Source organism: Roseospira marina (genome assembly GCF_014197855.1).
In the GTDB taxonomy this organism is placed as follows: Bacteria; Pseudomonadota; Alphaproteobacteria; order Rhodospirillales; family Rhodospirillaceae; genus Rhodospira; species Rhodospira marina.
Genome location: NZ_JACIGJ010000016.1, coordinates 54997 through 74619, shown reverse-complemented (window position 1 = coordinate 74619; position 19623 = coordinate 54997). Strand labels below are relative to the sequence as shown.

Here is a 19623-nt window from a genome sequence, read left to right as displayed (position 1 = left end):
AGTTCGCCCCAAGGCCGCCGCGCGATCTAAGGTGCGCATCCAGCTTTACCGAAAGATGACGGAGGGCAACCATGTCGCCAGCGACGGCCACAGCGCCAGCACGCTCAACCCGATAATCTGGATCACAATAAAGGGCGCCACGCCCTTGTAGATGGACAGGGTCCGGATGCTCGGCGGCGCGACGCCGCGCAGATAAAACAGCGCGAAGCCGAACGGCGGGGTGAGGAACGACGTTTGCAGGTTCATGGCAATCATGACACCGAGCCAGACCGGATCGACATCCATGCGCAGCAGCACCGGTCCCACGATCGGCACGACCACGAAAATGATCTCGATGAAGTCCAGGAAGAAGCCCAGGACGAACATGACCAGCATGACCACCAGCATGGCGCCGAACACGCCGCCGGGCAGGTTGGTCAGAAACTCGTGCACCATCTCCTCGCCGCCGAGCCCCCGGAAGACGAGCGAGAACAGGCCGGCCCCCACGATGATGACGAAGACCATCGAGGAAATGGTCAGGGTGTGGCGCATCACCTCGTTCAGGATGCCCATGGACCAGACGCGGCGCAGGCTCTCCCCGATGCCGAGGAACACGATTCCGGTGCAGACGACCGCAACCCAAATGCCCACCCTGTCGACCGTGCCGATGACATCCCGGGCGACCCGCAGATCCAGCGTCCGCGCCAGCAGGAGCATGAGGATCAGAGCCGCGAAGGTTACGAGGATCGGCCAGCGTGGCCCGCCCTCGTGCCGCATGCCGCCCAGCAGAAGAGCCCCAACCGCACCCACGGCGGCCGCCTCGGTCGGCGTGGCGACCCCGGTCAGGATCGAGCCCAGCACGGCCACGATCAGCACCACGGGGGGGATCAGCGCGTGCGCCAGCGTCCGCATCATCTCCCAGGGGCTCAGGTGCGCGTCCGCCTCGTCCTGGATCGGCGGACAGGCCTTGGGCCGCAGCCAGGCGGTCACGGCCACATAGGTGATGTACAGGAACACCAGACCCAGACCGGGCAGCAGGGCGCCGGCGAACAGGTCTCCCACCGACACCGGCTCCGGGGACCAGTTGCCGATGGCGCGCTGGGCGTCGGTGTAGGCGTTGGAGATCTGGTCGCCCAGCAGCACCAGCACGATCGACGGCGGGATGATCTGCCCCAGGGTCCCAGCGGCGCAGATGGTGCCGCAGGACAACGCGGGATCATAGCCCCGGCGCAGCATGGTGGGCAGCGACAGCAGGCCCATGGTCACCACGGTGGCCCCCACAATGCCAGTCGAGGCCGCCAGCAGTGCGCCGACGATGCACACCGAGATGCCGAGACCGCCGCGCAGGGTCCCGAACAGCTTGCCCATGCTGTCGAGCAGTTCTTCCGCGACCCGCGAGCGCTCCAGCATGACGCCCATGAACACGAACAGCGGCACCGCGATCAGCACCTCGTTGGTCATGGTGCCGAAAATGCGCTGCGGCATCGCGGCGACGAAGCTCATGTCGAAAGCGCCGATGAACCAGCCAACGATCCCGAACAGCAGAGCCGATCCGCCCAGCGTGAAGGCCACCGGAAACCCGCAGATCAGAAACAAGCAGGTGCCGGCAAACATCGCGATAGCGAAGATCTCGCGTTCCATCAGATTCATCGGGCCGCCTCCCCATCGGGGCCAGTCCCGTCGGGAGCGGTCTCACCGGGGGTGTAGCCCCCCTCGGCGCCGGCCAACGTCAGCACGGCGCGCGCGATCATGGAGAGAGCTTGGAGAATGACCAGCCCGCCGAACACCAAGATGACGGTCTTCAGCAGATAAATGCCCTGGATACCGCTGGTTTCCTTCGACCCTTCAAACACGCTCCAGGCGTTCATGACGTACCCGAAAGAGACGTAGAGGATCAGGACACAGAACGGGATCAGGAAGAACACGCTTCCAAGGAGATCGACGATCGCTTTCCGGCGCGGCGAGGCATCCCGATAGAACACATCAACCCGAACATGCCCATCCATCAGCAGCGTGTAGCCGGCTCCCACCATGAACAGCAGGCCGTGCATGTAGGTTATGCTTTCCTGCATCCAAATGAAGCCGAGGCCGAACACATACCGAAGAACAACGACCAGAAATTGGACCAGCACCATGATCAGCGCCAGCCACGCGGTCGTGTGACCGACCAAACGGCTGAACCCGTCGATGGCGCGGGCCAGCGCGGAAAGCGTCGACACCATGGACTCCTATGACGCACGATGGATGGAAGGGACATGCCTCCCCCCCGCTGCCCCGGACACACCGGTCCGTGGACACGGCCCCCTCGGAAACAGACCCTGGGAACCCAGCCCGCGAAAAGGGCCAACGGCGCGCTCGGTTCCACGCAGGGAACCGGAAGCGCGCCGCGTGCACCAAGCGACGGGAGGACAAGCCCCAGGGTCCTCTTAACCCCTCTTGTAGGTGTAGGGAAGTTCGCGGGCGGTGCCGTACGCCTGATCGGCGATGCGAGACCACCCAATGGCCTTGGACCGGAACGCAACAAACGAATCGTAGATCGCCTGGGTCACCGGATCCTCGGCCGCGACCTCGGCGACGACCTCACCGGCGGCGTTGCCGATGCCGGTCATGACCTCGTCGGAGAACATGCGCAGATCGACACCGTGTTCGTTCACGAGCGTATCAAGCGCATCGCCGTTGCGGGCGTTGAACTCGGCCAGCGTGAAGTCGTTCTCGGCGGCGGCCGCGGCCTCGATGATCGCCTTGTCCTCGGCGCTCAGGCCGTTCCAGACATCCATGTTGACGCCGCCGGACAGCGAGGTGCCGGGCTCGTGGAAGCCCGGGTAGTAGTAATACTGGGCGACCTTGTAGAAGCCGAACGCCAGATCGTTCCAGGGGCCGACCCACTCCGTGGCATCAATCGCGCCGGACTGCAGCGCCGGGAAGATCTCGCCGCCCGGCAGCGACACGACCGTGGCGCCCACACGACGCAGCACCTCACCGCCCAGACCGGGCATGCGGATCTTCAGGCCCTTGTAGTCTTCCAGGCTGTTGATTTCCTTGTTGAACCAACCGCCCATCTGCACGCCGGTGTTGGCCACCAGCATCGGCTTGATATTGAAGCCGGCCGACAGGTCATCCCACAGGGCCTGCCCGCCGCCGTGGTAGATCCATGCGTTCATCTCGGTGGCGGTCAGGCCGAACGGCACGGCCGCGAAAAAGTTGAACGCCTTGGACTTGCCCTGCCAGTAGTATTCCGCCCCGTGGTAGAGATCGGCGGTGCCGGACGACACCGCATCGAACGCCTCGAACGCCGGCACGAGTTCCCCCGCCGCGAAGACCTTCACGCTCAACCGCCCGCCGGACATCGCCGTGATACGCTGCGCCCAGCGTTCAGCGCTGGTGCCCAGGCCGGGGAAGTTCTTCGGCCAAGTGGTGACCATCTTCAGCTCGCGTTTGTCCTGCGCGATGGCCGGTGTGGCCAGCGTGGACGCGGCGGCGGCACCGGCGCCCGCGACGGCGGCGCCGGACAGAAACTCGCGACGTTTCATGGTCCGTGATCTCCCTGAATTCTGTTGGGGACGGATGGACCCTCGTGTGGGCCCCGTCCTGGTTCACACCGTCCTGTTTGCTCACTGCGGGGAGCCCCCCCCGACACGGCCAGACCGCGCCGCGAGAACGGAGTCACGGCGCGTTCCTTGGTTCGCAGGCAGCATACACAGGGTCGGGAACGTGGAACAATGGAAAGCATCTTCCCATCGGAACGGAACATTCCTGTCTTTCGGCGCTCTCGACTGTCGCGTTCATTGCGTCACGGCCTGTCCTGCCCCAGGATCGCGCCGCACACCTTGGGACGGAGAGAGGGCCGTGACACTGATCGCCGTGTTCACCGATTTCGGGCTTGAGGGACCGTATACCGGCCAGATGAAGGCCGCGCTGCACGCGGGCGCGCCGGGCGTTCCGATCATCGATCTGTGCGCCGACGCACCGATGTTCGACCCGATGGCCTCGGCCTATCTGCTGGCGGCCCTGGTGCCCGCGCTTCCGGTCGGAACGGTCGTACTCGGCGTCGTCGATCCGGGCGTGGGCTCGGAGCGGGGCACGGTCATGCTGGAGGCGGATGGCCGCTGGTTCGTGGGCCCGGACAACGGCCTGTTCGCCATGGTCTCGCGCCGGGCCGCGTCGGCGCAGGCCACCGAAACGTTCGGCCCGCCCGGCCCCGTAAGCGCCAGCTTCCACGGCCGCGACCTGTTCGCCCCGGCGGCGGCCCGGTTGGCCCGGGGCGACCGGCCGGACGACGCGGACGCCCGGCCGCTCCAGACGATCGATCGGTCGGACTGGCCCGACGACCTCGACCGCGTGGTCTACATCGACCGCTACGGCAACGTCATGACCGGCCGGCGCGCCTCCACCCTGGCCCCGGACGCGGAACTGCTCGCCCACGGCCGCCCGGCGCGGCGGGCGCGCACCTTCTCCGACGTGCCGGTGGGTCAGGCCTTCTGGTATGAAAACGCGAACGGCCTCGCCGAGATTGCCGTCAACCAGGGCCGGGCGGACAGCGCCCTCGGCCTGCGCATCGGCATCTGCATCGGGGTGCGCTGACCGGGTCCGGCCCCTGTCGCAGGCGGGTGACCTTACAGGCGGATCGGCGCCCAGATCCGTTCGGGTGCGCCGATCCGCGCCCCGACGGCGAGCAACGCAAGTTCGCAATCGCCGCGCCGCAGGGTCTCCGCCAGCAGCTCGAACAAGCCGGACACAGCCGCGCTCAACGCCACCGGCGGACGCGGGTCGAGCAGCCAATGATGCAGGAACAGCGCGGCCAGCACATCACCCGCGCCGTTGGGCGCCCGGGGGAAGCGCAGCCGGGGCGTCGCGACCATCCACACACCGGAGCCATCCGCCACGAGGCAGCGCGCGCCGTCCGGCTCCGGGCCGTCCGGCACCTCGACGCTGGTCACCACCACGACCGGCGGCCCCATCGCGCGCAGCGCCTGGACCGCGTCGATGACGTCGGCCAGGGTCTCGCACGATCGCCCCGTCAACAGGCCCAGTTCGAACTGGTTCGGCTTGGCGATGGTCGCGCGCGGAATCAAGCGGTCGCGAATGGCCGAGGGAATCGTGGCCTCGACGTACAGGCCGGGACCGATCGGCCCAGCGAGCCCGGGGCCGGTGTCGCCCATCACGGGATCGCACAGATAGGGCAGCTCCGGCCGCCCCTCGCGCGCCCGGTCCACGGCGTCGGCGACCGCGTCCGCGACCCCCGCGGTGCCCAGATAGCCCGACAGCACGGCCGCGCGGTCGGGCCACGCCACATGCTCGGCCAGCCCTTGCAGGCATGCGTCCACCACGGCGGGATCGACCGCCTGCCCCCGGAGACGGCCATAGCCGGGATGGTTCGAAAACAGCACGGTGTAGACCGGCCAGACGGCGCGGCCCAGGGCCTGCCACGCGGGCACAGCGGCGGTGTTGCCGACATGGCCGGCGCAGACGTGGCTTTGAATGGACAGGATGGGCATGAACGGACCCGACGGTTCCACCAGCAAAACGCTCCTTGAAAGACGGGCAGCATGTTGCGCTGCGGCGCGCAGCTTGCCACGTCCCGGTGTTCATTTATAGTGTGCCGCCCCGTCCTTCGGAGCCGACCGGACCGGACGGACGCTTCGCGCGCGGCCACGCTGCGCCTGGGGCAGAAACAACAATTCGGATGGAGGTTCCCGCGCCATGGCTGCTCCCGCCCGCCCTCGCCGCAGTGTGCTCTACATGCCCGGGTCGAACACCCGCGCGTTGGAGAAGGCGAAGACCCTGGCCGCCGACGGCCTGATCCTCGACCTTGAGGACGCGGTCGCCCCCGACTCGAAGGCGGAAGCCCGCGCCAACGTCGTGGCCGCCGCCGCCAGCGGAGGCTATGGCCGGCGCGAGGTGCTGATCCGAACCAACGGGCTGAACACGCCCTGGGGCTATGCGGACATCAAGGCCGCCGCGACCAGCGGCTGCGACGGCATTCTTTTGCCCAAGGTCGAAAGCGCGGACACCGTGCGCCAGGTCGAGGCGCTTCTGGCCGCCAACGGCGCGCCGGACTCCACGCTGATCTGGTGCATGATGGAAACCCCGCTCGGCATGCTCAACGCGGCCGAGATCGCCGGGGCCTCGGCTCGCCTGGGTGGGTTCGTCATGGGCACGTCGGATCTGGCGAAGGACCTGCACTGCCATCACACCCCGATGCGCCTGCCGATGATCACGTCGCTGGGCCTCTGCCTGCTGGCGGCGCGGGCGCACGGATTGGCAATCCTGGACGGAGTCTATCTCGACCTGAACGACGCCGACGGCTTCGCCGAAGCGTGCCGCCAGGGGCTGGAACTGGGTTTCGACGGCAAGACGCTGATCCACCCCAAGACCGTCGCCGCCGCCAACGCCGCGTTCGCGCCCGGCGAGGATGAGGTGGCGTGGTCGCGCCGCATCATCGAGGCCCACGCCGAGGCCGAGAAGGCCGGTCAGGGCGTGGTGGTCGTGGACGGCAAGCTGATCGAGAACCTGCACGTCGCGAACGCCCGCCGTTTGGTGGCCCTGGCCGAGGCCATCGCCGCGCTCGAGTCCGATCTGGCGGCGCAGGGCTGACCGCCCGCGCCCCCGGACCGCCGCCCCCCTTCCCCGCCCAGGAGTGCCGTCGATGTCCGCAAGCTCGAAGAGCAAAACCAATCCCGGCCATTATTTCGAGGATTTCCAGCTCGATCAGGAAATCGTCCACGCCACTCCGCGTACGATCACCGAAGGCGATCAGGCGCTGTACATGGCGCTATACGGCTCTCGGTTCCCGCTGCACTGCTCGGCGGAAATGGCCATGGATATTGGGTTCGATGACATGCCGCTGGAGGACCTGCTCGTCTTCCACATCGTGTTCGGCAAGAGCGTTCCCGACATCTCCCTGAACGCCGTGGCCAACCTGGGCTATGCCGAATGCGTGTTCGGCGTGCCGGTCTACGCGGGTGACACCCTGCGCGCGACATCCCGGGTCATCGGACTGAAGGAGAATTCCAACCGCAAGACCGGCGTGGTCTATGTCCGCACCACGGGCGTCAACCAGGACGACGAGGTGGTGGTGGACTTCGTCCGCTGGGTCATGGTGCGCAAGCGCGAGGCCGGCGACGACAGCCTCCCGCTCATGCCGCCGGTGCTGCCCGATGTGATGGACGTGGTTCCGGCCGCCGACCTGATCGTGCCCGACGACCTGGACCTGAACGACTACGACCCCGAGTTGGTCGGTCAGGCGGACCTGTGGGATGACTACGCCGTGGGCGAGAAGATCGACCACCAGACCGGCATGACGCTGGAGGAGGCCGAGCACCAAATGGCCACGCGGTTGTACCAGAACACCGCGAAGGTCCATTTCAACCAGTTCGCCCAGGCGCAGGGGCCGGTGGGCCGGCGCCTCGTCTACGGCGGACACATCATCAGCCTCGCCCGCGCCATGTCGTTCAACGGGCTGGCGAACGGGTTCCGTTTGGCCGCCATCAACGCTGGCTCGCACACGAATCCGAGCTTCGCGGGCGACACCATCCACGCCTGGACCGAGGTTCTGGACAAGATGGAACTGCCCGACCGGTCCGATGTCGGCGCCCTGCGCTTGCGTACTGTCGCGGTCAAGGACCAGGATTGCGAGGACTTTCCCTATCGGGACGAGGACGGGGTCTATCTGGGATCGGTGGTGCTCGATCTCGATTACACCGTCCTGATCCCCCGGCGGACCTGACCCCAAAACGAAAGGGCGCGCGGCTGAACCGCGCGCCCTTTCTGTATCCAGCGGCTCGGCCCGACCGCGTCAGTGGGCGGCAGAGTCCCCATGGTCGTCCTGCCCGCGAGGCGGCGGCTCCATCATGGGATCGGCGGGCCGTTCGGTGAAGCCCACCCGAGCGCCTGCCGCCTGTGGCAACGGGTGACGCAGGACGATGCGGAAGGGAGTCGTCTCGCCGGGCGCGAGCTGGTCCTGGGGCGGCGGCGCGGTCTTCTCCTGCACCATCACGCCTTCGGCGTCGGTAACCATAAGCCGCAGGGTTGGCACCGGGCGATCCGTCTCGCTTCGATTGACGACGAGTCCGCGCACCACGAAGACCTGATCAGCCCCATCCTGCTCGAAGGTCGGCACGATCTGGTCCAGGGCCAGACCGAGGCCAGGCCGATTAAGGGGAATCCCCAGTGCGGCGTACACCCCTTCGGTGGACGGCACGGCCGCAACGATGCTGTCGCGCAGAAAATACAGCCCGCCGAGCACGGCGATCACCACCACGAGGCCGGCCGTGGCCCAGGTCGCCCACGCCGGGGGTCGGCGGCGTTTCGCCCCCGTCTCGCCATCACGAAGCCGGCCGCGCAGGACACCCGGCAACTCGTCATCATGACCGAAAATATCGTCGGACCCGCTGCTGCTCCCACTCCGCCCAGAGCGTTCCTTCTCCTGCGATTCCAGACGCGCCAGGATGGAGTCGAAGTCCGTTTCGTCGTCGTCCGCGGACTCCTGGAACCGCGGCGACGCTTCATCGCCGCCGATCACCGCCTCCCCAATGCCGTCGGGCCACCCGTCGCGGCCCCGGCCCAGCCCGGTGTCGGACGGCGCCGGGTCGACCTCCATGGCGGGCTCCGGCCCCACATCCAGATCGGGATCCGGCTCAGGCCCGGCGGTGGGATCTTCCAGATGTTCGGCGAGCGGACGATGATCGCCCGGCGGCGAAGCCGGCGCGGGGCGCGCTTCGGGTCGCGTGGCTGGCTCCGGTGTATCCACCGGGGCTTGGTGCCACGTGTGCGCGCAGCGGGCACACTTCAGCGTCCGGCCCTTGGGTCCAAGGGCCTCATCCGGGACGGCGAATCGCGTCGCACAATTCGGGCAGGTTATTTTCATGCGGCAATTGGTTGGCGGCAAAAGCTATCATCGTTATAGAACTTGGGAACAACGGGCACAAGCGACGGGGCACCCAAAGAATCACGACGCGACCGCGCGCACTCCGCCGGCGCACCGGAAGAGGAACCAGCGCGGGCATGATGCGCGAAATGGGTGAAAACTGGGGAAATAGGCCACCCGATAGCGAGGCCGTCGTTCAATTCGATCAGGTCGGCTTGCGCTACGACCTGGGACCCGAGATTTTCCGCGATATCGGCTTTTCCCTGCCGGGTGGTTCCTTCCATTTTCTCACCGGCAGTTCCGGTGCTGGCAAGTCGTCCCTGCTCGGTCTGTGTTATCTGGCCCTGCGGCCCACACGCGGCGCCGTCACCCTGTTCGGCCGCGATGTGACGCGCGCCCCCCGCGCCGCCCTGCCCCGCCTGCGCCGCCGGATGGGCGTGGTGTTCCAGGACTTTCGCTTGATCAATCACCTGTCGGCCATGGACAATGTCGCGCTTCCGCTGCGCGTGGCCGGCGTGTCGGAGACCGATATCCGCCACCATGTGCCGGAGTTGCTGGCCTGGGTCGGCCTCGCCGATCATCTGGACGCCCGCCCCCCGACTCTATCCGGCGGCCAGAAGCAGCGCGTCGCCATCGCGCGGGCGGTCATCAACCGCCCGGACCTTCTGTTGGCGGACGAGCCAACCGGCAACGTGGACGACCGCATTGCCATGCGCCTGCTGCACCTGTTCGAGGAGTTGAACAAGATGGGGACCACGGTGTTGATCGCCACGCACAACGAGCAGCTCGTGCGGCGGTTCCCCTATCCGCGCCTGCACCTGGATCAGGGCGGGCTGACCCTTCACCCTGTGGGGTCGGAACCGTGGAACGGCGGCGGCACCGCACGCCGCTCCACCGACCGTCCGTACCCCTGAGGTCCCGCCCGCCTCATGCGCAGCGACCTGCCCCTTGCCGGTAACCGCTCGTCCAGCCTTGTAACGGTGCTGGTCGGTGTCATGGTGTTCCTTGCCGTGCTTGCCGCCGCCGGTGGTCTGGCGCTGAACAACGTGCTGGACCGCTGGACCCACGACGTCGCAGGCAATCTGACGGCGCAGATTCCCCCCGTGCCCGGTCTGGGCGAGGATGCGCGCGCCGCCACCGACGCCCGCGTAGCGCGCGCGCTGGAGGTGCTGGACGCCTACCCCGGTGTCGCCGCCGCCCGCGCCCTGACCGAGGACGAACTGGTGACCCTGATCGAACCCTGGATCGGGTCCGGCGAAGTGCTGAACGACCTGCCGATGCCCCGGCTGATCGACATCACCATGCGCCCGGACGCGCTGCCCGGCCTCGACCCCGGCGCCATGGCGCAAGTGCTCCGGACCGCCGTGCCGGGCGCGACTCTCGACGAGCACCGCCTGTGGCTGTCGCGGCTGCTCGATCTCGGCGAGGCGGTCGGTTGGCTGGGCGTGACGGTCGTTCTGGTGGTCGGCCTCGCGACGGCGGTCGCGGTCGTGCACGCCACCCTGGCCGGTCTGTCGACCCACCGGCCCGTCATCGAGGTGCTTCACATGATCGGTGCGCAGGACGACTACATCGCCCGACAGTTCGCCGCCCACGCCCTGCGCCAGGGCTTGAAAGGCGGCGCCGGCGGATTCATGCTGGCGTTGCCGGCCCTGGCCGGACTCGGGCTGTTGGCCGGCCGCGTCAAGGGCGGGCTCGTCCCGACGGTCGGGCTGTCGGTCCTGGACTGGATCGTACTGACCCTGCTGCCGTTCGCCGCAGCCGGTCTTGTCATGCTGACGGCCCGCCTGACGGTGCTGCGAACCCTGGCCCGAATGCCGTGACCGCGCGCTGGACCTTGCGATCCGTGACTCACCCCGTGTCCCGCTGGCCCTTGCGATGGGTTGTCCCGATCCTGATGATTCCGGTCTGCCTCGGACTGGGCTGGCTGGCCGGATTGATCTGGTATGCCTCCGCCATCCCCGTGCCGGCGCCCGAAGACGCCGCGCGGCGCGCCGACGCGATCGTCGTGCTGACCGGGGGCAGCGAGCGCGTGCGCGAAGGCCTCGACCTGCTCGAACAGAACCTGGGTGACCGCCTGTTCATCAGCGGCGTTCCCGCCCCCGTCACCCCGGCCGATCTGTGGCATGCGCTCGGGGTCGCCCCGTCGCCAGAGGTGGCGGATCGGGTGATCCTGGGGCACGCTGCCGCCGACACGCTGGGCAACGCGGTCGAAACCATGGCATGGGCGCGGGCCAACGGCCTGCACAGCCTGCGTCTGGTCACGGCCGCCTATCACATGCGTCGCGCCCTGCTGGAGTTTCACAGCCAGATGCCGGACATCACGGTGATTCCGCATCCGGTCTATCCCGCGCACGTCAAACAGGACAGTTGGTGGCGCTTTCCGGGCACCGCCGGCCTTCTCGCGCGTGAGTATACGAAGTATCTGGTGGCACTGCTGCGTCTTGAACTGGGCCTGTCGCTGCGCGGGCCGGCACCCGTCCCTCCCCGTCCGGAGCTCCCATGACCGTCATGCGCTCGCTCGTGTTCAACATCTTCTATGTCACCTGGACGCTGATCCTGGGGATTCTCTACCTGCCCCTTCTGGCGGGGCCGCGCCGGCCGATCCAGCGCGGGTGCCGCTTCTGGCTGGCCGGCCTGCGCGCCATGGCCCAGCGTATCGCGGGCGTGCGCTGCCGGATCGAGGGCCTGGAGAACCTCCCGAAGGGTCCCCTTATCGTCGCCGCCAAGCATCAAAGCGCCTATGACACCTTTCTGTTCCACAGCCTGCTGGACGACCCGGTCTATGTCCTGAAGCGCGAGCTGTTCCGGATTCCCCTGGTGGGCTGGTACATGCAGGTCGCGGGCATGGTCGGCATCGACCGTTCGGCCGGCGCCCAGGCGCTGCGTGGCATGATGAAGGGCTGCGGCGACGCCCTGGCCGAGGGCCGCCAGATCGTCATTTTCCCGGAGGGAACCCGGGTCTCCCCGGGCGAAAGCCGGCCCTACCATCCCGGCGTTGCCGCCCTTTACACGCGGTTTCCCGACGTGCCCGTCGTGCCGGTCGCGCTGAACTCCGGACTGCTCTGGGGCCGCAAGGCATTCTGGAAGGAGCCCGGGACCATCACGGTCCGCGTGCTACCCCCGGTCCCGGCCGGGCTGGACCGCAAGGCCTTCCTGGCGACCCTGCGCACCCAAGTCGAGGGCGCCTGCGCCGCCCTGCCCTCACCGACGGCCTGACCACAACCGCGGCGATTCCGGGGCGGCCCCGCCCTGTGGATAACTCTGGGGGCGAAAACCGAAATGCCCGGAGGCTCCGACCCCTGGCCGAACTCCCTCGCCGGATACACACCCCTCGGAACCCAGAACGTAGCATGAACGTGCGTTGACGGGCCGACGCGGCGACCGTACATATGTCGGGCCGTGATCGGTGCGCCCGAAAACCAGGACTGGGTGGTCGACGGCTCCACACCCCCAAAACACAGGGAGACCGCCCCGTGACCGACGTGACATCGGCGCCGATGGCACCCATCGCCCACCAGATCTGGGATATGAAATATCGGTTCAAGACTCCGGCGGGCGAGCCTGTGGACAAGTCGGTTGATGATACGGGATGGCGGGTGGCACGGGCGCTCGCGGCGGTCGAATCAGACCCGGATTATTGGGCCCAATGCTTCAAGCAGGCCCTCAATGACTTCCGGGTTCTCCCCGCCGGTCGCATCCTGGCCGGGGCCGGCACCGACCGGGTGGTGACCCTGTTCAACTGCTTTGTCATGGGCACCGTGCCCGACACCATCGACGGCATCTTCGCTCACCTGCGGGAAGCGGCCCTGACCATGCAGCAGGGCGGCGGCATCGGGTACGACTTCTCCACGCTCCGCCCCAAAGGCGCCCCGGTTCACGGGGTCGGCGCGGACGCCTCCGGCCCGTTGTCGTTCATGGACGTGTGGGATGCCATGTGCCGCACGATCATGAGCGCCGGCTCACGGCGCGGCGCCATGATGGCGACCCTGCGCTGCGACCACCCCGACATCGAAGCGTTCATCGAGGCCAAGCGCGAACCGGGGCGCCTGCGCAACTTCAACCTCTCGGTCCTGGTGACCGATGCCTTCATGGCGGCCGTGGACACCGATGACGCCTGGGATCTGGTGTTCGACGGCGCGGTGGCCCGCACCGTGCGGGCGCGCGACCTATGGAACCGCATCATGCGGGCGACCTACGACCATGCCGAACCGGGCGTGATCTTCATCGACCGCATCAACCGACAGAACAATTTGTGGTACTGCGAGCACATACAGGCCACGAACCCCTGCGGCGAGCAGCCCTTGCCGCCCTATGGCACCTGCCTGCTCGGGTCCGTGAATCTGGCGCGTCTGGTCTTGGACCCGTTCACGCCCGACGCCCGCCTGGACACCGAGGCCCTGGCCGCGCTGACCGCCACGGCGGTGCGCATGCTCGACAACGTGATCGACGTCTCGCGCTATCCCCTGCCCGAACAACAGCAGGAAGCCACGTCGAAGCGCCGCATCGGGCTCGGCATCACCGGGCTGGCCGATGCGCTGATCCAGTGCGGCGCCCGCTACGGATCCGATGCGGCGGTGGCCCTCACGGACCACTGGATGGCGACCCTGAGGCGCGCCGCCTACGCCGCGTCCATCGATCTGGCGCGCGAGAAAGGCCCCTTCCCGCTGTTCGACCGCGAGGCCTATCTGAGGGGCGAGACCATCCAGGCGCTGGACGAGGACCTGCGGGCGGGCATCGCCGAGCACGGTATCCGCAACGCTCTGATTACATCGGTCGCCCCGACCGGGACGATCTCGCTGTTTGCCGACAACGTCTCCTCGGGGCTGGAGCCGGTGTTCAGCTTCACCTACACCCGGGCGGTGCTCCAGAACGACGGCAGCCGGCGCGAGGAGACCGTGTCCGACTACGCCTGGCGGCTGTACCGGGCGCGGAAGGGCGACGACGCCCCGCTGACCGACGCCTTTGTCGACGCGCAGTCCCTCGCCCCGCGCGACCATCTGGTCATGCAGGCGGTCGTCCAAAAGTATATCGACAGCGCCGTCTCCAAGACCATCAACGTGCCCGAAGACCTGCCCTTCGATGCCTTCCAGGACGTCTATTGGCAGGCGTGGCAGAGCGGGTGCAAGGGCTGCACAACCTACCGCCCCAACCCTGTGACGGGCGCGGTGCTGTCGGTCGCCGCGCCGGCGGCCGCGCCCGAAGCGCCGGCGGACGATGGCACGCCCGCGCCCGAACAGACACCCGAAGCGCTGGCCACCCCGGGGACGGATCCGGTGGCGACCCCGGTGGGAACACCGGCCGGCCGGACGTCAGACGACGGGCGCGTGGTGCATTTGACCCGACCGCTCGACCGGCCCGAGGTTCTGCCCGGCCAGACCTACAAGGTGCGCTGGCCGGAGAGCGACCACGCGATCTACATCACCGTCAACGATGTGGTCGGCGCGGACGGCCGGCGGCGCCCGTTCGAGGTGTTCATCAACTCCAAGAACATGGAGCACTACGCCTGGACCGTGGCGTTGACGCGGATGATCTCCGCCGTGTTCCGGCGCGGCGGCGATGTCCGGTTCGTGGTCGAGGAGTTGAAGGCCGTCTTCGATCCACGCGGCGGGCAGTGGATGGGCGGCCGCTATGTGCCGTCGCTGCTGGCCGCCATCGGCGGTGTGATCGAGCAGCATATGATCGAGACCGGGTTCCTCGGCGCGCCGGAGGGCTTCGTGGTCGAGGACGGAGACAACGCCAAGGCGACGTCGCATGGTCCCCAAGCCGTCGAGCCCGTGGCCCGGCCAGCCGCCATGCGGTTCTGCCCCAAATGTGCCCAGCCCACCCTGATCCGACAGGAAGGGTGCGACACCTGCACGAGCTGCGGCTACTCCCGCTGCGGATAGATCGGCCACGCACGCGCCGTCCGCCCCGGCCCGCCCCCACAAAAAACCCCGGCGCGTACACACGCACCGGGGTTTCTTTTGGTCTCGGCCGTGGGTTTACCGGGCCGGAGCGGGCGCCGAAGCCCCCGCGCCCCCGGAGATATCCCCGAAGTAGCGGAAGAAATCGCTGTCCGGCGACAGCACCATGGTGGTGCCGCTGTCTCCAAGGGAATTGCGATACGCTTCCATGGATCGGTAGAACGAGAAGAACGACGGATCCTGACCGAACGCATCCGCGTAGATGCGGATGGCATCGGCGTCGCCCTGACCCCGGATGGCCTGGGCGCGGTTTTCCGCCTCGGCCACGATGACCGTACGTTCACGGTCGGCACGGGCGCGGATCTGCTGCGCCAACTCGCGGCCCTGGGCGCGAGCCTCGCGGGCCTCGCGATCCCGCTCCGACCGGATCCGGTCGTAAATGGCCTGACTGGTCTGGGTCGGCAGATCGGCGCGACGGATGCGCACATCGGTCACCGCGATGCCGAGGGCCTTGGCCTCGTCATCCACCTGTTCGCGGATCTGCGCCATCACCTCGGTGCGCTGCTCCGACAGCAACTGCGTGAGGGTGTAGTTGCCGAGCACGCGACGCAGCGCGGAAATGATGATATCCGACAGTCGCTGCTGGGCCTGAACCTCGCTGTTCACCGCCTGATAGAACAGCACCGGATCATGGATGCGCCAGCGGGTGTAGGTGTCCACGACCACACGCTTCTGGTCGGCCAGAATCACCTCCTCTCCCGGAGGATCGGAGCCCAGAACGCGCCGTTCATAGACCTGCACATTCTGAATGAACGGGACTTTGATGTGCAGGCCCGGGTCTTGGATCACACGCTGTGGCCGGCCGAACTGCAGGACGATGACCTGATCAATCTCGCGCACGATGAACAGGGCGCTGGACAGGCTGATGGCGCCGAGGACGAGGACGACACCCAGAACGATAAGAACGATCCTGTTCACTGGCCGGCCCTCCCCTGGTCACGAATTACGAGCCCGGACCCGGACGTCCGCCGCTGGCCACCGCTGGACCCGTCGGTGGAGCCCGATCCCTCGTCCAGACGGCGCTGAACCTCGGGCAGGGGCAGATACGGCACCACACCGGGGCCGCCCTCGGTGCCGAGGATGACCTTGTTCACGTTGCCCAGAACCTCTTCCATGGTCTCCAGATATATGCGTTGGGTGGTCACGTCCTTGGCCGCCGTATAGGCCTGATAAATCGAATTGAACCGGGCGGCGTCACCTTCGGACCGGTTCACGATTTCCTCACGGTAGGCCTCGGCCTCCTGAAGAAGCTGCTCCGCCTGACCGCGCGCCTGCGGGATGATCGAGTTGCGGTAGGCCTCGGCCTCGTTGCGCAAGCGCTCGCGGTCGGCGCGGGCGCGCTGCACATCGTTGAAGGCGTCCACCACCTCGGCCGGCGGATCGGCTTTCAGCAACTGGACACGCCGGATCGAGATGCCCGCTTCGTACTCGTCCAGCAACTCCTGGAGCGTGTCCTTGGTGGAAATCTCGATCTCCTGCCGGCCCTCGGTCAGCGCCACCTGGATCGGCGTCTGGCCGACCACTTCGCGCATGGCGCTCTCGGCGGCCATGGTCACGGCGCTTTCCGGATCCCTAAGATTGAACAGATACTGCCCCGCGTCCTTGATGACCCAGACGACCGAGAAATCGATATCAACGATGTTCTCGTCACCGGTCAGCATCAGGCTTTCCTCAGGGACGTCGCGACGGGCGTCCGAGTTGGTGCCGACCTGCCGGAAGCCAATCACGAGTCGGTTTTCACGCGTCACGTTCGGCTTGCGCACGGTCTCGATCGGATACGGCAGATGCCAGTGCAGGCCTTCTGTGGTGTAGTAGACGTACTCGCCGAAGCGCATGACAACGCCCTGCTGATTCGGCTGTACCGAATAGACGCCTGTGAGCCCCCAAAGGCCCAGCAAGGCGAGGACCAGAAGGCCGATTGCCATCGGACCCAGTTTTTTCGGGAGCTTCCGTCGCAGCCACTCCTGCCCCTGGCGCAGCATCTCCTCCAGGTCCGGCGGTGGGTTACGCGGTCCGCCGCCCGATGGGCCCCCTCCGGTTCCGCGCCCCCAGGGCCCATTGCCCCCGCCGCCACCGCCGCCCCACGGGCCGCCGCCTCCTCCGCCTTGCGGATTCCATGCCATTGACGAATATCCTTCCGCTTCCAAGTTCAGGGCAGGAAAAAAAGCCGGACGCCACTCGCCGCCCACTCATCCAGGGCCCCGCCCGTCCGGGGTCCCGCGTTCGGGATACCCTTAAGTCGAGCCCTGGTATAGGACACCACGAGCGACGCGGCAACGGCACCCCACCCAGCCCCGATCCAATCGGCCGGGTTGCGGGGGGCGCCCCTCGACGCCCCCCGGATATCGGACAGAAACAAGGAGTTTTCAAGCATGGCAACCCCCAGCCGGGACGACGTGATCGCCACCCTAAGTCGGCTGTCGGACCCCGAATCCGGACGCGATCCGGTCGCCCTTGGATGGGTGCAGGGCCTCGCCGTCCAGGAGGGGCATGTCACGGTCGCCCTGGAGGTCCCACCGGAGCGGGGCGCGGCGCTGGAGCCCCTGCGCGAGGCCGCCGAAAAAGCCGTCCACGCCATGCCCGGCGTCCTGACCGCCACCGTCGTACTCACCGCGCCGCGCGCCCAGGGCGCCCAGCCGGGCGCCTCCGGACAGCCGCGGCAGGGCACTGCCGGCCGCGCGCAGTCGATCGCCCCACCCGGCGTGCGCCACATCATCGCCGTGGCCTCCGGCAAAGGCGGGGTGGGCAAGTCGACGACGGCCGCGAATCTGGCCATGGCGCTGGTCGCGCGCGGGAAGCGAGTGGGCGTGTTCGACGCCGACATCTACGGCCCGTCGATGCCGCGCATGTTCGGGCTCGCGGGTCAGCGCCCGATGGTCGCCGACGACCGCATCCTGCCGCTGGACGGGCCCGGCCTGAAGGTCATGTCCATCGGCTTCATGATGAACGAGGAGGACCCCGTCGTCTGGCGCGGCCCCATGGTCATGGGCGCGCTGGAGCAGATGCTGCGCGATGTAGAGTGGGGCGAGCTCGACGTGATGGTCGTGGACATGCCGCCCGGCACCGGGGATACGCAGCTGACCATGAGCCAGCGAGTGCCGCTGGCGGGGGCGGTGATCGTCTCCACCCCGCAGGACATCGCACTGCTGGACGCCCGGAAGGGGCTGAACATGTTCCGCCGCGTCGACGTGCCGGTGTTCGGCATCGTCGAGAACATGAGCTACTACGTCTGCCCGAACTGCGGCCACCGCGAGGAGGTGTTCGCCCATGGCGGCGCCGAGGCGGCGGCGTCCGAAATGGGATGCCCGTTCCTGGGGGCGATCCCGCTGGACATCGCCATCCGCCGGAACGCCGACGAAGGCACGCCGATCGTGGCGGCGGAACCCGACAGCGCGCACGCCCAGGCGTACCTGGCCATCGCGGACGCGGTGCTGGCGCAGCTCGAGGGCGGGTCGGACGCCGCGCACCCGGCCGCGCCCACCATCCGCTTCACCTGAGCCGACCTCCGAAACGGCAACCGCCGGAGCCGTCTACGCGGCCCCGGCGGTTCCGGTCTTCAGTGCACGATGGCGTGTCTCAGTAGGCGCGCGCCACGCTGAAATCGACCACCTCGGTCAGAACGGTCTTCACCGGGCTATCCGGGAACATGTCGAGCGAGCGCCGCGCGGCCTCGGCGAAGTCATGCGCCCGGCGCACCGTCGCCTCCAGGGAGCCATGCTTGCTCAGCAGGGTCATGGCGTGGGTGAAATCCGCGTCGCCGTGCGGGTCGCTGAACGCCTGCTCCTCCAGGACCCGGGTCCAGAACGCCCGCTCCTCATCGTTCGCCGCGGCGATGGCATGGATCACCGGCAGCGTCAGCTTGCCGTCGCGGAAGTCGTCACCGATGGACTTGCCCAGATCCGCCTCGCGCGCCGAATAATCCAGGAAGTCGTCGGCGATCTGGAACGCAATGCCGAGATTCCGGCCATAGGCATCCAGCGCATCCAACTCCTCGCGGGGCCGGTCGGCGGCCACACCGCCGATGCGGGTGGCGGCGGCGAACAGGGCGGCGGTTTTCGCGCCGACCACCTCCAGATAGTCCGCTTCCGTCGTCTCGATGTTGTTGGCCGTCAGAAGCTGGTGGATCTCGCCTTCCGAAATCACCGCCGAGGCCCGCGCAAGAATGCCCATGACCTCCAGCGAGCCGTCCTCGACCATCAGCTCGAACGCGCGCGCAAACAGGAAGTCTCCCACCAGAACGCTGGGCTTATTGCCCCACACCGCGTTGGCGGTATCGCGGCCGCGCCGCTTGTCGCTCTCGTCCACCACATCATCGTGCAGCAGCGTGGCGGTGTGCAGGAATTCGATGCAGGCGGCGAGTTGGATATGACGCTCGCCCTCGTACCCGACCAGCTTCGCCGCCCCCAGGGTGAGCAGCGGCCGCAGACGCTTGCCGCCCGCCGCGATGATGTGGCCAGCCAACTGCGGGATCAGGGCGATCGGGCTGTGCATCCGATCCAGGATCGCCTGATTGACCCGCTTCAGGTCCTCGCCAACGAGGTCCATCAGGGCGTCAAAGGCGACCTTTTGATCGGCTCCGGCGTTGGAATCAGCGCCGGAGGAGGAGGAGTTCGGCTGAGTCGAGGCGTTCACGATGGCGACCAGGATGAGGGAGCAGACAAGACGGCGGACGGCGGACCCGGCACGACAGGGTTGACGCCTCCGCCCAAGCGCCCGGAGCATAGGAGCGGGCTCTGATCGGGGTCAAGGGCCATGACCCGCCCGACGTTCGGAGCCCATCGTGTCCGGCACACCCCACCAGGAGAACGCGCG

At 67.7% G+C, this 19623-nt stretch carries 17 protein-coding genes and 1 pseudogene; 9 read left to right on the top strand and 9 right to left on the bottom strand.

Going from position 1 to position 19623, the window contains the following annotated elements; translation table 11 throughout:
• Window positions 1-45 precede the first annotated feature (45 nt).
• The 3 genes from GGD82_RS17085 to GGD82_RS17075 all read right to left on the bottom strand — a co-directional run bounded on the left by GGD82_RS17085 (window position 46) and on the right by GGD82_RS17075 (window position 3509).
• Complete coding sequence (locus GGD82_RS17085) at window positions 46-1620, bottom strand: TRAP transporter large permease (RefSeq protein ID WP_211364814.1); 1575 nt, start codon at window positions 1618-1620, stop codon at window positions 46-48.
• Between the two features lie 5 nt (window positions 1621-1625).
• Window positions 1626-2201: a TRAP transporter small permease subunit gene (locus GGD82_RS17080; RefSeq protein ID WP_150063412.1), complete on the bottom strand. Its 576-nt coding sequence runs from the start codon at window positions 2199-2201 to the stop codon at window positions 1626-1628.
• 204 nt (window positions 2202-2405) lie between these two features.
• Window positions 2406-3509, bottom strand: coding sequence for a TRAP transporter substrate-binding protein (locus GGD82_RS17075; protein WP_150063411.1), 1104 nt, complete (start codon window positions 3507-3509; stop codon window positions 2406-2408).
• A 316-nt stretch (window positions 3510-3825) separates the two neighbouring features.
• On the opposite strand from GGD82_RS17075, the gene GGD82_RS17070 reads away from it, so the two are divergent.
• Window positions 3826-4560 (top strand): SAM hydrolase/SAM-dependent halogenase family protein, encoded by a 735-nt coding sequence (locus GGD82_RS17070; RefSeq protein WP_311731978.1) that lies wholly within the window; start codon window positions 3826-3828, stop codon window positions 4558-4560.
• A 32-nt stretch (window positions 4561-4592) separates the two neighbouring features.
• Here the strand turns inward: GGD82_RS17070 and pdxY are convergent, their stop codons facing one another.
• Entirely contained in the window at window positions 4593-5495 is a 903-nt protein-coding gene (pdxY, locus tag GGD82_RS17065; RefSeq protein WP_150063410.1) for a pyridoxal kinase, read from the bottom strand.
• Between the two features lie 184 nt (window positions 5496-5679).
• Here pdxY and GGD82_RS17060 point away from each other — a divergent pair, with 184 nt between their 5' ends.
• Together GGD82_RS17060 and GGD82_RS17055 are read left to right on the top strand one after the other, a co-directional pair.
• Window positions 5680-6573, top strand: coding sequence for an HpcH/HpaI aldolase/citrate lyase family protein (locus GGD82_RS17060; RefSeq protein WP_150063409.1), 894 nt, complete (start codon window positions 5680-5682; stop codon window positions 6571-6573).
• 52 nt (window positions 6574-6625) lie between these two features.
• Window positions 6626-7705 (top strand): MaoC family dehydratase, encoded by a 1080-nt coding sequence (locus tag GGD82_RS17055; RefSeq protein ID WP_150063408.1) that lies wholly within the window; start codon window positions 6626-6628, stop codon window positions 7703-7705.
• 69 nt (window positions 7706-7774) lie between these two features.
• Here the strand turns inward: GGD82_RS17055 and GGD82_RS17050 are convergent, their stop codons facing one another.
• On the bottom strand, window positions 7775-8578 hold the full coding sequence (locus tag GGD82_RS17050; RefSeq protein WP_184123300.1) for a DUF3426 domain-containing protein: 804 nt from the start codon (window positions 8576-8578) through the stop codon (window positions 7775-7777).
• Between the two features lie 168 nt (window positions 8579-8746).
• Window positions 8747-8845 (bottom strand): annotated as a pseudogene (locus tag GGD82_RS21200) (zinc-ribbon domain-containing protein); the annotation flags it as partial.
• 140 nt (window positions 8846-8985) lie between these two features.
• On the opposite strand from GGD82_RS21200, the gene ftsE reads away from it, so the two are divergent.
• The 5 genes from ftsE (at window position 8986) to GGD82_RS17025 (ending at window position 14733) form a co-directional block, all read left to right on the top strand.
• Complete coding sequence (gene ftsE, locus GGD82_RS17045; RefSeq protein WP_150063437.1) at window positions 8986-9759, top strand: cell division ATP-binding protein FtsE; 774 nt, start codon at window positions 8986-8988, stop codon at window positions 9757-9759.
• Window positions 9760-9774: 15 nt separating this feature from the next.
• On the top strand, window positions 9775-10668 hold the full coding sequence (locus GGD82_RS17040; RefSeq protein WP_150063407.1) for a cell division protein FtsX: 894 nt from the start codon (window positions 9775-9777) through the stop codon (window positions 10666-10668).
• A 23-nt stretch (window positions 10669-10691) separates the two neighbouring features.
• Complete coding sequence (locus tag GGD82_RS17035) at window positions 10692-11351, top strand: YdcF family protein (RefSeq protein ID WP_246163974.1); 660 nt, start codon at window positions 10692-10694, stop codon at window positions 11349-11351.
• Window positions 11348-12064 (top strand): lysophospholipid acyltransferase family protein, encoded by a 717-nt coding sequence (locus GGD82_RS17030; protein WP_150063406.1) that lies wholly within the window; start codon window positions 11348-11350, stop codon window positions 12062-12064. Before GGD82_RS17035 ends, GGD82_RS17030 begins: the two co-directional genes overlap by 4 nt.
• A gap of 281 nt (window positions 12065-12345) precedes the next feature.
• A complete protein-coding gene (locus tag GGD82_RS17025; RefSeq protein WP_211364811.1) occupies window positions 12346-14733 on the top strand; it encodes an adenosylcobalamin-dependent ribonucleoside-diphosphate reductase in 2388 nt (795 codons plus the stop codon).
• 96 nt (window positions 14734-14829) lie between these two features.
• Here GGD82_RS17025 and hflC read toward each other — a convergent pair whose 3' ends face one another.
• A complete protein-coding gene (gene hflC / locus GGD82_RS17020) occupies window positions 14830-15729 on the bottom strand; it encodes a protease modulator HflC (RefSeq protein ID WP_150063405.1) in 900 nt (299 codons plus the stop codon).
• Complete coding sequence (gene hflK, locus GGD82_RS17015; protein ID WP_150063404.1) at window positions 15726-16934, bottom strand: FtsH protease activity modulator HflK; 1209 nt, start codon at window positions 16932-16934, stop codon at window positions 15726-15728. The genes hflC and hflK overlap by 4 nt, the downstream gene beginning before the upstream one ends.
• Window positions 16935-17183: 249 nt before the next feature.
• Between hflK and GGD82_RS17010 the strand changes: the two genes are divergently transcribed.
• On the top strand, window positions 17184-18308 hold the full coding sequence (locus GGD82_RS17010; RefSeq protein WP_150063403.1) for an Mrp/NBP35 family ATP-binding protein: 1125 nt from the start codon (window positions 17184-17186) through the stop codon (window positions 18306-18308).
• A gap of 79 nt (window positions 18309-18387) precedes the next feature.
• Here GGD82_RS17010 and GGD82_RS17005 read toward each other — a convergent pair whose 3' ends face one another.
• On the bottom strand, window positions 18388-19356 hold the full coding sequence (locus tag GGD82_RS17005) for a polyprenyl synthetase family protein (protein ID WP_170284396.1): 969 nt from the start codon (window positions 19354-19356) through the stop codon (window positions 18388-18390).
• Window positions 19357-19623: the final 267 nt, after the last annotated feature.

Bases quoted from the DNA above. Each gene is read 5' to 3' on its own strand.
- GGD82_RS17085 (WP_211364814.1), bottom strand. From the start codon at position 1,620: ATGGAACGCGAGATCTTCGCTATCGCGATGTTTGCCGGCACCTGCTTG.
- GGD82_RS17055 (WP_150063408.1), top strand. From the start codon at position 6,626: ATGTCCGCAAGCTCGAAGAGCAAAACCAATCCCGGCCATTATTTCGAG.
- GGD82_RS17005 (WP_170284396.1), bottom strand. From the start codon at position 19,356: ATGGACCTCGTTGGCGAGGACCTGAAGCGGGTCAATCAGGCGATCCTG.
- GGD82_RS17040 (WP_150063407.1), top strand. From the start codon at position 9,775: ATGCGCAGCGACCTGCCCCTTGCCGGTAACCGCTCGTCCAGCCTTGTA.
- GGD82_RS17030 (WP_150063406.1), top strand. From the start codon at position 11,348: ATGACCGTCATGCGCTCGCTCGTGTTCAACATCTTCTATGTCACCTGG.
- ftsE (WP_150063437.1), top strand. From the start codon at position 8,986: ATGCGCGAAATGGGTGAAAACTGGGGAAATAGGCCACCCGATAGCGAG.
- GGD82_RS17025 (WP_211364811.1), top strand. From the start codon at position 12,346: ATGGCACCCATCGCCCACCAGATCTGGGATATGAAATATCGGTTCAAG.
- GGD82_RS17075 (WP_150063411.1), bottom strand. From the start codon at position 3,509: ATGAAACGTCGCGAGTTTCTGTCCGGCGCCGCCGTCGCGGGCGCCGGT.
- GGD82_RS17080 (WP_150063412.1), bottom strand. From the start codon at position 2,201: ATGGTGTCGACGCTTTCCGCGCTGGCCCGCGCCATCGACGGGTTCAGC.
- GGD82_RS17060 (WP_150063409.1), top strand. From the start codon at position 5,680: ATGGCTGCTCCCGCCCGCCCTCGCCGCAGTGTGCTCTACATGCCCGGG.
- hflK (WP_150063404.1), bottom strand. From the start codon at position 16,934: ATGGCATGGAATCCGCAAGGCGGAGGAGGCGGCGGCCCGTGGGGCGGC.
- GGD82_RS17050 (WP_184123300.1), bottom strand. From the start codon at position 8,578: ATGGAGGTCGACCCGGCGCCGTCCGACACCGGGCTGGGCCGGGGCCGC.
- GGD82_RS17010 (WP_150063403.1), top strand. From the start codon at position 17,184: ATGGCAACCCCCAGCCGGGACGACGTGATCGCCACCCTAAGTCGGCTG.